Origin of the sequence: Pseudomonas sp. W17 (assembly GCF_040268305.1) — a bacterium.
Lineage (GTDB): Bacteria > Pseudomonadota > Gammaproteobacteria > Pseudomonadales > Pseudomonadaceae > Aquipseudomonas > Aquipseudomonas protegens.
In genome coordinates this window covers 5,337,695-5,351,503 of record NZ_CP158490.1, presented here as the reverse complement: position 1 = coordinate 5,351,503, position 13,809 = coordinate 5,337,695, and the positions used below count along the sequence as shown (strand labels likewise).

General features: G+C 63.8%; 14 protein-coding genes and 1 riboswitch. Of the genes, 12 read left to right on the top strand and 2 right to left on the bottom strand.

Annotation, left to right across the window (positions count from 1 at the left end):
• Positions 1 to 99: 99 nt before the first annotated feature.
• The 6 genes from ABCR88_RS24415 (at position 100) to ABCR88_RS24390 (ending at position 5,389) form a co-directional block, all read left to right on the top strand.
• Complete coding sequence (locus ABCR88_RS24415; RefSeq protein ID WP_315868654.1) at positions 100 to 1,140, top strand: DUF2066 domain-containing protein; 1,041 nt, start codon at positions 100 to 102, stop codon at positions 1,138 to 1,140.
• Between the two features lie 37 nt (positions 1,141 to 1,177).
• Positions 1,178 to 2,251, top strand: coding sequence for an AI-2E family transporter (locus ABCR88_RS24410; protein ID WP_011062701.1), 1,074 nt, complete (start codon positions 1,178 to 1,180; stop codon positions 2,249 to 2,251).
• A 207-nt stretch (positions 2,252 to 2,458) separates the two neighbouring features.
• Positions 2,459 to 3,163, top strand: a complete 705-nt coding sequence (gene hda / locus ABCR88_RS24405; RefSeq protein ID WP_007898944.1) for a DnaA regulatory inactivator Hda — start codon at positions 2,459 to 2,461, stop codon at positions 3,161 to 3,163.
• A gap of 223 nt (positions 3,164 to 3,386) precedes the next feature.
• Positions 3,387 to 4,007, top strand: a complete 621-nt coding sequence (locus tag ABCR88_RS24400; RefSeq protein ID WP_015636644.1) for an NlpC/P60 family protein — start codon at positions 3,387 to 3,389, stop codon at positions 4,005 to 4,007.
• 164 nt (positions 4,008 to 4,171) lie between these two features.
• A complete protein-coding gene (locus ABCR88_RS24395) occupies positions 4,172 to 4,705 on the top strand; it encodes a C40 family peptidase (RefSeq protein ID WP_350403638.1) in 534 nt (177 codons plus the stop codon).
• Positions 4,706 to 4,726: 21 nt separating this feature from the next.
• Entirely contained in the window at positions 4,727 to 5,389 is a 663-nt protein-coding gene (locus tag ABCR88_RS24390; RefSeq protein WP_011062698.1) for a class I SAM-dependent methyltransferase, read from the top strand.
• Positions 5,390 to 5,391: 2 nt separating this feature from the next.
• On the opposite strand, the gene ABCR88_RS24385 is transcribed toward ABCR88_RS24390, so the two are convergent.
• Both ABCR88_RS24385 and ABCR88_RS24380 read right to left on the bottom strand, forming a co-directional pair.
• A complete protein-coding gene (locus ABCR88_RS24385) occupies positions 5,392 to 6,711 on the bottom strand; it encodes a sorbosone dehydrogenase family protein (RefSeq protein WP_350403637.1) in 1,320 nt (439 codons plus the stop codon).
• A gap of 70 nt (positions 6,712 to 6,781) precedes the next feature.
• Complete coding sequence (locus tag ABCR88_RS24380) at positions 6,782 to 7,363, bottom strand: hypothetical protein (protein WP_011062696.1); 582 nt, start codon at positions 7,361 to 7,363, stop codon at positions 6,782 to 6,784.
• Positions 7,364 to 7,534: 171 nt separating this feature from the next.
• Positions 7,535 to 7,768: riboswitch (cobalamin riboswitch) on the top strand.
• Between the two features lie 80 nt (positions 7,769 to 7,848).
• Here ABCR88_RS24380 and cobO point away from each other — a divergent pair.
• The 6 genes from cobO to ABCR88_RS24350 are packed head-to-tail and all read left to right on the top strand — an operon-like array spanning position 7,849 to position 13,792.
• Complete coding sequence (gene cobO / locus ABCR88_RS24375) at positions 7,849 to 8,460, top strand: cob(I)yrinic acid a,c-diamide adenosyltransferase (protein ID WP_350403636.1); 612 nt, start codon at positions 7,849 to 7,851, stop codon at positions 8,458 to 8,460.
• A gap of 10 nt (positions 8,461 to 8,470) precedes the next feature.
• Complete coding sequence (locus tag ABCR88_RS24370; RefSeq protein ID WP_350403635.1) at positions 8,471 to 9,811, top strand: cobyrinate a,c-diamide synthase; 1,341 nt, start codon at positions 8,471 to 8,473, stop codon at positions 9,809 to 9,811.
• Positions 9,804 to 10,454, top strand: coding sequence for a 5,6-dimethylbenzimidazole synthase (gene bluB, locus ABCR88_RS24365; protein ID WP_011062693.1), 651 nt, complete (start codon positions 9,804 to 9,806; stop codon positions 10,452 to 10,454). Before ABCR88_RS24370 ends, bluB begins: the two co-directional genes overlap by 8 nt.
• The gene (gene cbiB / locus ABCR88_RS24360) at positions 10,451 to 11,359 is read left to right on the top strand and encodes an adenosylcobinamide-phosphate synthase CbiB (RefSeq protein ID WP_015636637.1); all 909 of its coding nucleotides are present in this window, start codon (positions 10,451 to 10,453) and stop codon (positions 11,357 to 11,359) included. Before bluB ends, cbiB begins: the two co-directional genes overlap by 4 nt.
• Positions 11,352 to 12,344: a threonine-phosphate decarboxylase CobD gene (cobD, locus tag ABCR88_RS24355; protein ID WP_011062691.1), complete on the top strand. Its 993-nt coding sequence runs from the start codon at positions 11,352 to 11,354 to the stop codon at positions 12,342 to 12,344. The genes cbiB and cobD overlap by 8 nt, the downstream gene beginning before the upstream one ends.
• Positions 12,341 to 13,792, top strand: a complete 1,452-nt coding sequence (locus ABCR88_RS24350; RefSeq protein ID WP_337153953.1) for a cobyric acid synthase — start codon at positions 12,341 to 12,343, stop codon at positions 13,790 to 13,792. The genes cobD and ABCR88_RS24350 overlap by 4 nt, the downstream gene beginning before the upstream one ends.
• Positions 13,793 to 13,809: the final 17 nt, after the last annotated feature.

Sequence of the window (13,809 nt, the reverse complement as noted above, 5' to 3'; positions counted from 1 at the left end):
GGCGCCGGGTGAATGTTTTGCCCAGGCTTGTGGTCACAGCCTTGCTCGCCGCGGTTCAAGTGCGCTGTTTCAATCGTTTTCTGTCGTCGGGAATCTTCCATGCGTCTGGGTAAATTTCTGTTTGTGGGCTGTTTGTCATTGGTCAGCCTGGCGAGTCATGCCGAAACCCTCAATGGCCTGTATCAAGTGCGTGAGCCTGTGAGCAGCCAGTCGCCCGAAGAGCGCGACCAGGCCACGCAGCGGGCCCTGGAAACCCTGGTGCTGCGCCTCACTGGCGACGCCAAGGCCGCCCAGGGGCCAGGGCTGGCGGCGATCCGCAAGGACCCGCAGCAGATCATCAGTCAGTACGGCTACGACGCCGGCCCGCCGGAAAGCCTGCAGGTGGATTTCGATCCGGTCACCACCGATCGCGCCCTGCGTCAGGCCGGGCTATCGCTCTGGGGCAACAACCGGCCGTCGATCATCGGCTGGTGGCTGAGTGATTCCACCGAAGGCTCGAGCCTGGTGGGGGATGGCCAGGCCAGCGCGGCGCCCTTGCGGCGTGCGGCTCAACATCGTGGCTTGCCCCTGCGCCTGCCGCTGGGGGATCTGAACGAACAGATCGTCGCCACGGCGCCGAATCTTGAAGGTTCCGATCCGGCGCCGCTGCGTGAAGCCTCCGAGCGTTACGGTGCTGATGCGTTGCTGGCGGTACATGCCCGGGAAGAAGGTGGCCAATGGCAAGCCAAGTGGCGGCTGTGGCTGGGCGATCAGAAGGAGCAGGGCACTGTCCAGGGCGCCGATACCGCGGCCCTGGCCGATGGGGTGTTGCTGGCGGTGAGCCAGCGTCTGGCGCCCCGTTTCGTCACTCGTCCTGGTGCTTCCAGCGAGCAGTTGCTGGAAGTGCAGGGCATGACTCTGGAGCATTACGCGGCCCTTGGGCACTTGCTGGAGCCTTTTGGTGCGCAGTTGCAGAGCGTTGACGGTGATCGGATCGTCTATCGCGTCAACGGCAGTGCGGAGCAGCTGCGGGCGCAACTGTCGCTGGCCAAGCTGCAAGAGATTCCGGCGGGTGAAGCGCCTGCGCCGCAAGCTCCTGTACAAGGCGCTGAAGGGACCGCCCCGGTGGCGCCGCAGGCCCAACTGCGTTTTCGTTGGTAGCAGATTGTTTCCTTCTATATAGAAGCTGGAGAGGTATATGGCTGATACGCGTCGTTGGGTCTGGTTGGGTGTCGTGCTCCTGGCCTGCGGGTTCGTCTACCTGCTGCACCCGATCCTCAGTCCGTTCCTGGTGGCGTTGTTGCTGGCCTACCTGTTCGATCCGCTGGTGGACCGGCTGGAGCAATGGGGGTTGTCGCGGACCTGGGGCGTGGTGGCGGTATTCGCCTTGTTCACCCTGATCGTCATGACCCTGCTGCTGGTGCTGGTGCCCATGCTGGCCAAGCAGTTGGTGCGGCTCTATGAACTGGCGCCGCAGATGCTCGATTGGGTCCAGCACAGCGCCATGCCCTGGGTGCAGTCCAAGCTCGGTCTGGCGGACGGCTTCTGGAAGTTCGACAAGGTCAAGGCGGCCATCAGCGAGCACATGGGCCAGACCACCGATATCGTCGGCGTGGTGCTGAGCCAGGCAACGGCTTCGGGCCTGGCGCTGATTGGCTGGCTGGCCAATCTGGTGCTGATCCCGGTGGTCAGCTTCTATCTGCTGCGGGACTGGGACTTGATGATGGCCAAGATCCGCAGCCTGTTGCCACGCAGCCGCGAAGAGCAGGTGGTGTCTCTGGCCGGGGAGTGCCATGAAGTGCTGGGGGCTTTTGTTCGCGGGCAATTGCTGGTGATGCTGGCTCTCGGGGTGATCTACGCCGCGGGCCTGATGCTGGTGGGGCTGGAGCTGGGGCTGTTGATCGGTCTGATTGCCGGTCTGGCGGCAATCGTGCCGTATATGGGCTTTGTCATCGGCATTGGCGCGGCGCTGATTGCCGGGCTGTTCCAGTTCGGTGGCGACCTGTATCCGATGATCGGCATTGTCGCGGTATTCATGGTGGGGCAAGCCCTTGAGGGCATGGTGCTGACGCCGTTGCTGGTGGGCGATCGCATCGGCCTGCACCCGGTGGCGGTGATCTTTGCCATTCTTGCCGGCGGCGAACTGTTCGGTTTTACCGGGGTGCTGCTGGCGCTGCCGGTGGCAGCGGTGATCATGGTGCTGGTGCGCCATGTGCATGATCTGTACAAGGATTCGGATCTCTACAGCGGTGCTGAAGACCCCGAGTTGTAAAGGGGCGCGCGGGCCTGCGTGACGGTTGGCGGCGCTTGGCCGGCCGTCACGGTAGCTGTCAAGGAACGCCCTTCGATTGCGTTTGGCTGTCGCAAACCTTTGATTTTGCTTGTGGTCTGCTGCATTGTGCGCTCGGCGTCACGGGTATAAACTTTGCAAACTTTACACAGAGGCCACTAACGGTTCGTTTGGAACTGTTCAGTCAGCATGAAACCGATTCAGCTGCCCCTAGGTGTGCGTCTGCGTGATGACGCCACCTTCATCAACTACTACCCAGGCGCCAATGCCGCAGCACTCGGCTACGTCGAGCGCCTCTGCGAAGCCGACGCCGGTTGGACCGAAAGCCTGATCTACCTCTGGGGCAAGGATGGCGTGGGCCGCACGCACTTGCTGCAGGCCGCGTGCCTGCGTTTCGAGCAGTTGGGGGAGCCGGCGGTGTATCTGCCGCTGGCGGAGCTTCTGGATCGCGGTATCGAGATTCTCGACAACCTGGAACAGTACGAGCTGGTCTGCCTGGATGACCTGCAGGCAGTGGCTGGCAAGGCGGATTGGGAAGAAGCGCTGTTTCATCTGTTCAACCGCTTGCGCGACAGTGGTCGGCGCCTGTTGATCGCGGCCTCGACCTCGCCTCGCGAGTTGCCGGTGAAGCTGGCGGATTTGAAGTCCCGCCTGACCCTGGCGCTGATCTTTCAGATGCGCCCGCTCTCCGACGAAGACAAATTGCGTGCCTTGCAGCTAAGGGCATCCCGCCGGGGGCTGCATCTGACCGACGAGGTCGGGCATTTCATCCTGACCCGCGGTACTCGCAGCATGAGTGCCCTGTTCGAGCTTCTCGAGCGCCTCGACCAGGCTTCGTTGCAGGCCCAGCGCAAGCTGACCATCCCTTTTCTGAAAGAGACCCTGGGCTGGTAAAGACAAGGCGTCCAGGGCTTTCTGGAGCAACCTTCGGCATATTCCAGGCGCCAGAAAACGCACCTTTGGAAGGGTTTCCAGAGGTGGGCGGACTTAAAATGGGCTTAAAGCCTTAGATGTACGGAAGAAACTCATAAGTCACATTCTGATCGATTGAATTTGCAAATGAGGGCGATAGAAGGCATAGTCGCGTCTTCTTTTATTTCAAGCCACGGTCGTGCCCATGCTAAATCGCTTCGCACCCCTCGTGCCTCTCGCACTCGTCACCCTGTTGTTTGGTTGCGCCTCCCACACTCCGGTGTCCCAGCAGCAACCTGTCCAGCAGGCTCAAGTCTCCGTCAAAAACCAGTCTTCCGCTGTTTATCAGGAAGAGCTGGCAACTGAAAAGGAACTGGCAGAGTTCTCTGACAGCAAGCCTTACCAGTTGCCAGTTCTGGCTGACAGCATCCTCGAGCGCGGCATGTCCCTGATCGGTACCCGTTACCGTTTCGGCGGTACCTCGGAAGCCGGCTTCGATTGCAGCGGTTTCATCGGTTATCTGTTTCGTGAAGAGGCGGGCATGAACCTGCCGCGTTCCACTCGCGAAATGATCAACGTGAAAGCGCCTCTGGTAGCGCGCAACAATCTCAAGCCGGGTGATCTGCTGTTCTTCAGCACCAACGGCCGTGGGCGCGTCAGCCACGCAGGTATCTACCTGGGCGATGACCAGTTCATCCACTCCAGCAGCCGTCGCAGTGGCGGTGTGCGGGTCGACAGCCTGGGCGATAGCTACTGGAGCAAGACCTTCATCGAAGCCAAGCGCGCACTCGCCATGGCTCCAACCGTGGTCACTGCACGCAAATAAGCGGACTATTTGTAGGGCGAAGTTAAAGTCTTACTTGAAGTTTGGCGTGTAGGCGCTAGAATCCTGATCTATTGTTGAAACTAACCGCGTAAGCCTTGCTTACGCGGTTTTGTTTTCAGTGCCACGGCAGAGAAAGCCGCATCCCGATCAGGATTGTCCAGCTTATGTCGACCTCAGCCCGTTTTGCTCTCATTGCCCTCGCAGCGCTGCTCAGCGCCTGTGCCAGCCGTACCCCGCCGCCTGCGCCTGTGGTGCGTGCTCCGGTGTTCAACTCCTCCCAAACCTTCTCTCCGGTTGCCGAAGACGTGCTGTTCCGCGCCCTTGGGCTGGTGGGCACGCCTTATCGCTGGGGCGGCAACACTCCGGATGCCGGTTTCGACTGCAGTGGCCTGATCGGTTACGTCTACCGCGATGCGGCGGGTATTTCCCTGCCGCGTTCAACCCGGGAAATGATCGGCATGCAAGCGCCGGACGTGGGCAAGAACGCGCTGCAGACCGGCGACCTGATCTTCTTCGCCACCAATGGCGGCTCCCAGGTCAGCCATGCGGGCATCTACGTGGGGGAAGGGCGCTTCGTGCATGCGCCGGCCACTGGCGGCACGGTGAAGCTCGACAGCCTGTCCAAGGCCTATTGGCAGAAGGCCTACCTGAGCGCCAAGCGCGTCCTGCAGCCAGAACACCTGGCGCGCAATCCCTAATCTTCTCTGGTCGAGGTGCCTGTGACCGCTCGGACGCTGAACCTCGACGATGCCCTCTACCATTACCTGCTGGACGTTTCCCTGCGTGAAACGCCCCTGCTGCGTCGTCTGCGGGATGAAACCCAGGCATTGCCCACCGCCCGTTGGCAGGTGGCGCCCGAGCAGGGCCAGTTCCTCGCGTTGCTGGTGAAGTTGACCGGCGCCCGTCGCGTGCTGGAGGTCGGCACCTTCACCGGCTACAGCGCCCTGTGCATGGCCCAGGCGCTGCCTGAAGACGGTTCTCTGATCTGCTGCGACATTCCCGGCGACTACAACGCTACGGCCCTGCGCTACTGGCAGGAGGCGGGGGTGGGCCAGCGCATCGAACTGCGCCTGGCCCCGGCCCTGGATACCCTGGCCAGCCTGGAGCGAGCGGGGCAGCTTGGCTGTTTCGACCTGATCTTCATCGATGCCGACAAGGCCAACTACCCGGCCTACCTGGAGGCTGCGCTGGGCCTGTTGCGAGTTGGCGGGCTGCTGGTGTTCGACAACACCCTGTGGAGCGGGCGCGTGCTGGAGACCGATTCCCTGAGCGAGGATACCCGAGCCATCCAGGCGCTCAATCGCGCCTTGAAGGATGACTCGCGTATCGATCTGTCGCTGCTGCCGCTGGGAGATGGTCTGACGCTGTGCCGCAAGCGTTGAGCCTAGGGGGCTTTGGCGGCGGACACTCGCCAGATCTTGTTGCCGACATCGTCTGCCACCAATAACCCGCCTTGCTGGTCGATCACCACTCCGACCGGGCGTCCCATGGCTTTCTCGTCGGCATTGAGAAAGCCGCTAAGCACATCGATCGGCGCTCCATTGGGCTTGCCGGCGCTGAATGGCACGAAAATTACCTTGTAGCCGCTATGGGGCTTGCGATTCCAGGAACCGTGCTGGCCGATGAAGGCGCCTTCGGTGAAGGGGGCGGGGAGCTTGCTGCCGTCGGCGAAGGTCAGCCCCAGCGACGCGGTGTGCGGGCCTACCGCGTAGTCCGGGGCGATGGCCTTGGCCACCAGGTCGAGGTTCTGCGGCTTGACCCGTACATCCACATGTTGCCCGTAGTAGCTGAAGGGCCAGCCATAGAACGCGCCATCCTTGACCGAGGTGATGTAGTCCGGCACCAGGTCGCTGCCGATTTCGTCCCGCTCGTTGACTGCGGTCCAGAGTGCGCCGCTGGCCGGCTCCCAGGCCAGGCCATTGGGGTTGCGCAGGCCGGTGGCGAACAGGCGGTGCTGGCCGCTTTCACGGTCCACCTCCCAGATCGCCGCTCGGCCTTGCTCCTTGTCCAGGCCGTTTTCGCCGACGTTGCTGTTGGAGCCCACGGTGACGTAGAGCTTGCTGCCGTCCTTGCTGGCGATGACGTTCTTGGTCCAGTGATGGTTGAGGGTGCCGCCGGGCAGGTCGACCACCTTGGTGGCGGCTGCGCTGATCTGGGTCTCGCCGCTCTGATAGGGAAAGCGCAGTAGCTTGTCGGTATCGGCCACATACAGGTCATTGCCCACCAGGGTCATGCCAAAGGGCGAATTGAGGTTCTCCAGAAACACTGTGCGGGTCTCCGCCACACCATCGTGATCCTGGTCCCTTAGCAGGGTGATGCGGTTGGCGCTGGGCACGGCCGCCCCGGCACGGCCCATGATCTTGCCGGCGATCCAGCCGCGAATGCCCTGGCTGTCATCCGGTTTGGGCGGGGCGTTGGTTTCCGCCACCAGCACATCGCCATTGGGCAGGACGTAGAGCCAGCGTGGATGGTCGAGGTTCTCGGCGAAAGCCTTGACCTGGGTGCCGGCCGCGGCCTGGGGTTTTGCACCTTGCGGCCAGCCGATGGCGGGGGCGATGTTGACCGTGGGGATCAGCGTCGGGTTAGGTTCTGGCAGCTTGGGGTTGGGGCCGGTGCCGTCGGATACCTGCAGGCTGGAAGTTTCGCCGCAGGCGGCGAGGCCGGCGGCGATGGCGATCAGTAGGCTGTGCTGAAGCTTGAGCATGCGAATTTCCCTATGAGTGCACGGACGTCGTAGTCATAGAGAAGCATAGCCAGTCGATGGTTCCGCCCGATCAGCGGGCCTCCTTGAAGAGCACGGCGACGCCCGGGTGGTAGTGGCCGGCCTCGTTGTGCAGCTTGCGATAGGCATAGGGGAAGTACCAGGCCACGGCGCAGCAGTGCTCCTTCTGCAGTTCGTCGAGCATGTCCTGGAGTTCTTCCGGGGTAGCGCTGTGCTGGGATTTTTGTGGGGCAACGAACAGGCAACCCAGTCTCAGGTCGCTGGCGTAGCTGATCTTTCTTGCGTCCTGGGCAACGTCCAGCAGTGCCTGGGTCAGGTTCAGGCTGTTGACCCTTGGCCAGCGCTGGGTGGCGTGGATGTAGGCGCGCTCTTCCTTGGTGGCCAGGTACAGGTCGGTGCGGGCGTTGCGCGCACCTTCTTCCTGCTGTTTCCTGCTGGGGCTGTGTTCCAGGCTGACCATCTCGGCCATCCAGGCCGACGCGCTGAGCAGCCCGAGATTGGCCTGCTCGTCGAACCAGTAGGGCGTTTCGTTATCGCCGCGAACCGCGTTGTAACGATCGATGCAATCGAACCAGCGTTCCAGCATCGGGCGCAGGAATTCCAGCTTCGGATTGCTGATGATCATGCCTTGCATCGAACTCACCCCTTATTGTTGTGTGGTTGGCGCCTGGGGCGCTGAAAAGTGGCTATTTGATATCATTGCTCTGAGTGTGGCACAAGATTGGCGTCAGTTTATTGATGCAGTGCAGTTTTGTGCCGGGGGCGACGGCCGGCTTTAATTGACGCTCCACCCCCAACCCTCTAACCTTCGCGACTTGTTTCAGGTGCTCTGTGGCCGGTGGCCGACAGAGTGAAACAGGGAAGCCGGTCAGGGTCTGTTCCAGTGATGGAGCCGACGACGATTCCGGCGCTGCCCCCGCAACGGTAGATGAGTCAAGACTGCGCCTGACGCCACTGTGTCAATGACACGGGAAGGCGCGCAGTCCGGCAGCCATGCCGCTCATGAGCCCGGAGACCGGCCTGATCCATCCAACGGCATCACGGTGGGCGATGCCAGGCTAGCGCCGTCTGTTCCTTTTCCCTGCCCCCCGTTCCCCAGCCCCAACGGAGAGCTGCCCCATGAGTGAATCCCCCGATCGTGACGAGCGCCATCTGGCGCGCATGTTGCGCAAAAAAGCCGTGATCGATGAACGCATTGCCAACTCGCCCAACGAATGCGGTCTGCTGCTGGTATTGACCGGCAACGGCAAGGGCAAGAGCAGCTCGGCCTTCGGCATGCTGGCGCGGTCCATGGGCCACGGTATTCAGTGTGGCGTGGTGCAGTTCATCAAGGGGCGTAACAGCACCGGCGAAGAACTGTTCTTCCGGCGTTTCCCCGAGCAGGTGCGCTTTCACGTGATGGGCGAAGGCTTTACCTGGGAAACCCAGGATCGCCAGCGCGATATCGCTGCGGCTGAAGCCGCCTGGGCGGTTTCCAGGGAGTTGCTGAGCAACCCGGATATTGGCCTGGTGGTGCTCGACGAGCTGAACATTGCCCTCAAGCACGGCTACCTGGAACTGGATCAGGTGCTCAGTGACCTGCAGGCCCGTCCGCCCATGCAGCATGTGGTAGTGACCGGTCGCGGCGCCAAGCCGGAGATGATCGAGCTGGCCGATACCGTGACCGAGATGGGCATGGTCAAGCACGCCTTCCAGGCCGGGATCAAGGCGCAGAAAGGTGTCGAGCTGTGAGCGTGAATTCATGACTGATGTTCGTCATTGCCCGGCAGTGCTGATCGCCGCACCGGCTTCCGGCCAGGGCAAGACCACGGTGACCGCGGCCCTGGCCCGCTTGCACCGCAACCGGGGGCGCAAGGTCCGGGTCTTCAAGTGCGGCCCGGATTTCCTCGACCCGATGATTCTTGAGCGCGCCAGTGGTGCCGCGGTGTACCAGTTGGACATGTGGATGGTGGGCGAGCAGGAAAGCCGCCGTCTGCTCTGGGAGGCGGCGGGAGAGGCCGACCTGATTCTGATCGAGGGGGTCATGGGCCTGTTCGATGGCACCCCTTCCAGCGCCGATCTGGCGCGGCATTTCGGCGTGCCGGTGCTGGGGGTGATCGATGGCACCGCCATGGCCCAGACCTTCGGCGCCCTGGCTCTGGGCCTGGCGCGCTACCAGCCGGACCTGCCGTTTGCCGGGGTGCTGGCCAACCGGGTTGGTACCCTGCGCCATGCGCAGTTGCTGGAAGGCAGCCTGACGGAAGGCTTGCGCTGGTATGGCGCCTTGTCCCGGGAAACCGATATCGAGCTGCCCAGCCGCCATCTGGGGCTGGTGCAGGCCAGCGAGCTGAATGATCTGGACCTGCGCCTGGATGCCGCCGCCGAGGCCCTGGCCAGCAGTTGCCAGGTGGAACTGCCGCCAGCGGTGAGTTTTGCCGCACCCACGCCGGTGGCTTGCGCGCCACTGCTCAAGGGCGTGCGGATTGCCGTGGCGCGGGACGAGGCGTTTGCCTTCACCTATGGCGCCAGCCTCGATCTGTTGCGAGCCATGGGGGCGCAGTTGAGCTTCTTCTCGCCGATCCACGATACCCAGCTGCCCGACGCGGACAGCCTGTACCTGCCCGGCGGCTATCCCGAATTGCACCATCAGGCCCTGGCCCGCAACAGCAGCATGCTGCAGGCCATTCGTGCCCATCACGCGGCCGGCAAGCCGCTGCTCGCCGAGTGCGGCGGCATGCTCTACCTGCTGGACTCCCTGACCGATGTCGAAGGCCAGCGTGCCGAGCTCCTGGGCCTGCTGCCCGGAGATGCGGTAATGCAGAAGCGCCTGGCGGCACTGGCCTTGCAAGCGGTGGATTTGCCCGAAGGCAGTCTGCGCGGCCACACCTATCACCATTCCCTGACCAGCACCGAGCTGCTGCCCATCGCCCGTGGGCTCAGCCCCAACGGCGGGCGCGGCGCGGAAGCGGTGTATCGCCAGGGGCGGATGACGGCCTCTTATGTGCACTTCTATTTCCCGTCCAATCCGGCGGCGGTGGCGGCGTTGTTTGCGCCGGGCGCGCCTGTTCAGCCGATTTTAGCCGAGGGCGTGGCGGGTGAGTGAGCAGGGGTTCTCTGAGGCGCAGCGCGAGGGGGTCTACCGGGCCATCGCCGAGCGCCGCGACATGCGTCATTTCGCGGGTGGCAGTGTCGAGCCGGCAGTGCTGCGGCGCTTGCTGGAAGCAGCGCATCAGGCGCCCAGTGTCGGGCTGATGCAGCCCTGGCGTTTTATTCGCATCAGCGACCGCCTGTTGCGCAAGCACATCCAGCAGTTGGTGGAGGCGGAGCGGGTGCGCACAGCCCAAGCCCTGGGTGAGCGTTCCGACGAGTTCATGAAGCTCAAGGTCGAAGGCATCAGCGATTGTGCCGAGGTGCTGGTGGCCGCCTTGATGGATGACCGCGAACGACACATCTTCGGCCGTCGGACCCTGCCGGAGATGGACCTGGCGTCCCTGTCCTGCGCCATCCAGAACCTGTGGCTGGCGGCCCGCAGCGAAGGCCTGGGAATGGGGTGGGTGTCTTTGTTCGATCCTCAGGCCCTGGCCGATCTGCTGGGGCTGCCGGCAGGTGCCAAGCCCGTGGCCGTGCTGTGTCTGGGCCCGGTCACCGAATTCTACCCGGCGCCGATGCTGGCACTGGAAGGCTGGGCGCAACCGCGGCCGCTGAGTGAGTTGTTGTATGAGAATTACTGGGGAGTGAGTCAATGAGTGTGGCCTTGCTGAGTGTCGCCGGGGTCGCGCTGGATGCGCTGCTGGGCGAACCCAGGCGCTGGCATCCGCTGGTGGCGTTCGGCCGTGTGGCCGATCGTATCGAGCAACGTTTCAACTCCGCCGGCCGTGGCTGGCGCAGCCATGGCGTCACCGCCTGGGTGCTGGCGGTGGTGCCCCTGACCCTGGTGGCCACAGCGCTGTCCTGGTTGCCCTACGTCGGCTGGCTGGTGGAAATCCTGGCGTTGTACTGCGCCTTGGGCCTGCGCAGCCTCGGCGAGCATGTGGAGCCGGTGGCCCAGGCGTTGCGCAGTGACGATCTGGAAGAAGCGCGCCGCCGGGTGGGGTTTCTGGTGAGTCGCCAGACCAGCGAGCTGGACGCCACCGAAGTGGCCCGCGCGGCCACCGAATCGGTGCTGGAAAACGGCAGCGATGCGGTGTTCGCCGCGCTGTTCTGGTTTGCCGTGGCCGGCGCGCCCGGGGTGGTGCTCTACCGTCTGAGCAATACCCTGGATGCGATGTGGGGCTACCGCAACGAGCGCTTCGAACGTTTTGGCTGGGCTGCGGCGAAGATTGACGACCTGCTCAATTACATTCCCGCGCGCCTGGTGGCCCTGACTTACGCCTTGCTGGGCAAGACCCGGCTGGCACTCAAGTGCTGGCACCGCCAGGGCCCGACCTGGGACAGCCCGAATGCTGGCCCTGTGATGGCGGCCGGGGCGGGCGCCCTGGGAGTGGAGCTGGGTGGCGCAGCGATTTATCACGGTGAGCTGCATCAGCGCCCGCAACTGGGTGAAGGCGAGCCGGCCAGTGCCGGTTCCATTGATCGTGGCTGGCAGCTGGTGCAGCGGGGTGTCTGGCTGTGGCTGCTGATTCTTTGCCTGGGGGCTGAATTCTATGCTTGAGCACGGCGGACGACTGCGCAAGGCGGCCGAGCAATACGGGATTGCCGAAGATGCCTGGCTGGACTTGTCCAGCGGGTTGGCGCCCTGGCCGTTTCCCCTGCCGCCCATTGCGCTGCGTGCCTGGGCGCGCCTGCCGGAAACCGATGACGGACTGGAACAGGCGGCCCGCGAATACTATGGCGCCAGTGAAGTGCTGCCGGTGGCCGGCTCCCAGGCAGCAATCCAGTTGCTGCCGCGCTTGCGTCGAGCGGGCAAGGTCGGTGTGCTGTCGCCCTGTTATGCCGAGCACGCCGAAGCCTGGCGCCGCAGCGGCTACCGGGTACGCGAAGTGCTGGAGCAGGAAGTGGATTTCTTCCTCGACAGCCTCGATGTGCTGGTGGTGGTCAACCCGAACAACCCTACCGGCCTGAGCCTGACCCCGGAGCGCCTGCTGGACTGGCACGCGCGCCTGGCTCAGCGTGGTGGCTGGCTGGTGGTGGATGAAGCCTTCATGGACAACACCCCGCACCTGAGCCTGGCCCGCCACGCCCATCAGGTGGGGCTGATTGTGTTGCGTTCGTTCGGCAAGTTCTTTGGCCTGGCCGGAGTACGCCTGGGTTTTGTCCTGGCCGAGCGCCGGCTGCTCAAACTGCTGGCGGAGCAGGTCGGACCCTGGGCGGTCAGCGGGCCGACCCGGGTGGTGGGGCAGGCCTGCCTGCGCGATACCCAGGGGCACGCCCGGCAAAGGTTGCGCAGCGAAGCGGCGAGCGAGCGTCTGGTTGAAGTCCTCGAGCGCCATGGTCTCAAGCCCCAGGGCGGTTGCGCGCTGTTTCAGTGGCTGATCAGTGCCGAGGCCGAATCGCTTTATCACTTCATGGCGCGCCGCGGCATTCTCCTGCGGCTGTTCACCCATAACAGCAGCCTGCGCTTCGGCCTGCCCGCCGAGGAGGCCGATTGGGATCGCCTGGAACAGGCGCTGCAGGCCTATCGCAAGGAATATCCATGAGCACTCTGATGGTTCAAGGCACCACCTCGGATGCCGGCAAGAGCACCCTGGTGACGGCCCTGTGCCGTTGGCTGCGGCGCCAGGGTGTCAGCGTGGTGCCGTTCAAGCCCCAGAACATGGCCCTCAACAGTGCGGTGACTGCCGATGGCGGCGAGATCGGCAGGGCCCAGGCCGTCCAGGCCCAGGCGGCCAATCTGGCGCCCCACACCGACATGAACCCGGTGCTGCTCAAGCCCAATAGCGATACCGGCTCTCAGGTAATCATTCACGGCCGCGCCGTGACCAGCATGAACGCGGTGGCCTATCACTACTACAAGGCCATCGCCATGCAGGCCGTACTGGCTTCCCATGAGCGCCTGAAAAGCGCTTATCAGGTGGTGATGGTGGAAGGTGCCGGCTCGCCGGCGGAGATCAACCTGCGGGCCGGCGATATTGCCAACATGGGCTTTGCCGAGGCGGTGGACTGCCCGGTGCTGCTGATCGCCGACATCAACCGCGGTGGGGTCTTCGCCCATTTGGTGGGCACCCTGGAACTGCTGTCTCCCAGTGAGCAGGCCCGGGTAAAGGGCTTCATCATCAACCGCTTTCGTGGCGACCTGGCGTTGTTGCAACCGGGCCTGGACTGGCTGGAGGCCCGTACCGGCAAGCCGGTGATCGGCGTGCTGCCCTATGTCCTGGACCTGCACCTGGAAGCCGAGGACGGTATCGACCAACGCCAGGTGGGCAAGGTCGAACAGTTGCTCAAGGTGGTGGTGCCGGTGCTGCCGCGCATCAGCAATCACACGGATTTCGATCCGTTGCGCCTGCATCCTCAGGTCGACTTGCAATTCATCGGCCCCGGCCAGGCGATTCCTGCTGCCGATCTGATCATCCTCCCCGGCTCGAAAAGCGTACGGGGCGATCTGGCCTTCCTGCGCAGCAACGGCTGGGATCGGGCGATTGCCCGCCACCTGCGCTACGGCGGCAAAGTGCTGGGCATCTGCGGTGGCCTGCAAATGCTTGGCGAGCAGGTGCATGACCCGCTCGGGCTCGAAGGCGCTGCGGGCTCCAGCCCCGGCCTGGGCCTGCTGGCATTTGAAACCGTGCTCGAAGAAGAGAAACAGCTGCGTAACGTCAGTGGTCGCCTGAGCCTGGAGAATGCCGCGGTCAGTGGTTATGAAATTCACGCCGGGGTCACTCGCGGGCCGGCCCTGGAGCTGGCCGCCGTGCAACTGGACGACGGTCGCAGCGATGGCGCCTGCAGCGCCGACGGGCAGATCCTCGGGACTTACCTGCACGGTCTGTTCGAAACCCCTGCGGCCTGCAGTGCGCTGTTGCGCTGGGCCGGGCTCGAAGCGGTGCAGGAGGTGGATTACCACGCCTTGCGTGAACGCGATATCGAGCGTCTGGCGGACCTGGTGGAGCATCACCTGGACACCGCTGCACTGCGTCGGCTCTGTGGCCTTTGAGCGCTCAACCCAGGCCG

Excerpts from the sequence above, each read along its gene's own strand:
- cobO (WP_350403636.1), top strand. The coding sequence starts at position 7,849 with ATGAGTGAATCCCCCGATCGTGACGAGCGCCATCTGGCGCGCATGTTG.
- ABCR88_RS24415 (WP_315868654.1), top strand. The coding sequence starts at position 100 with ATGCGTCTGGGTAAATTTCTGTTTGTGGGCTGTTTGTCATTGGTCAGC.
- cbiB (WP_015636637.1), top strand. The coding sequence starts at position 10,451 with ATGAGTGTGGCCTTGCTGAGTGTCGCCGGGGTCGCGCTGGATGCGCTG.
- hda (WP_007898944.1), top strand. The coding sequence starts at position 2,459 with ATGAAACCGATTCAGCTGCCCCTAGGTGTGCGTCTGCGTGATGACGCC.
- ABCR88_RS24350 (WP_337153953.1), top strand. The coding sequence starts at position 12,341 with ATGAGCACTCTGATGGTTCAAGGCACCACCTCGGATGCCGGCAAGAGC.
- ABCR88_RS24400 (WP_015636644.1), top strand. The coding sequence starts at position 3,387 with ATGCTAAATCGCTTCGCACCCCTCGTGCCTCTCGCACTCGTCACCCTG.
- ABCR88_RS24370 (WP_350403635.1), top strand. The coding sequence starts at position 8,471 with ATGACTGATGTTCGTCATTGCCCGGCAGTGCTGATCGCCGCACCGGCT.
- cobD (WP_011062691.1), top strand. The coding sequence starts at position 11,352 with ATGCTTGAGCACGGCGGACGACTGCGCAAGGCGGCCGAGCAATACGGG.
- ABCR88_RS24380 (WP_011062696.1), bottom strand. The coding sequence starts at position 7,363 with ATGCAAGGCATGATCATCAGCAATCCGAAGCTGGAATTCCTGCGCCCG.
- ABCR88_RS24395 (WP_350403638.1), top strand. The coding sequence starts at position 4,172 with ATGTCGACCTCAGCCCGTTTTGCTCTCATTGCCCTCGCAGCGCTGCTC.
- ABCR88_RS24410 (WP_011062701.1), top strand. The coding sequence starts at position 1,178 with ATGGCTGATACGCGTCGTTGGGTCTGGTTGGGTGTCGTGCTCCTGGCC.
- ABCR88_RS24385 (WP_350403637.1), bottom strand. The coding sequence starts at position 6,711 with ATGCTCAAGCTTCAGCACAGCCTACTGATCGCCATCGCCGCCGGCCTC.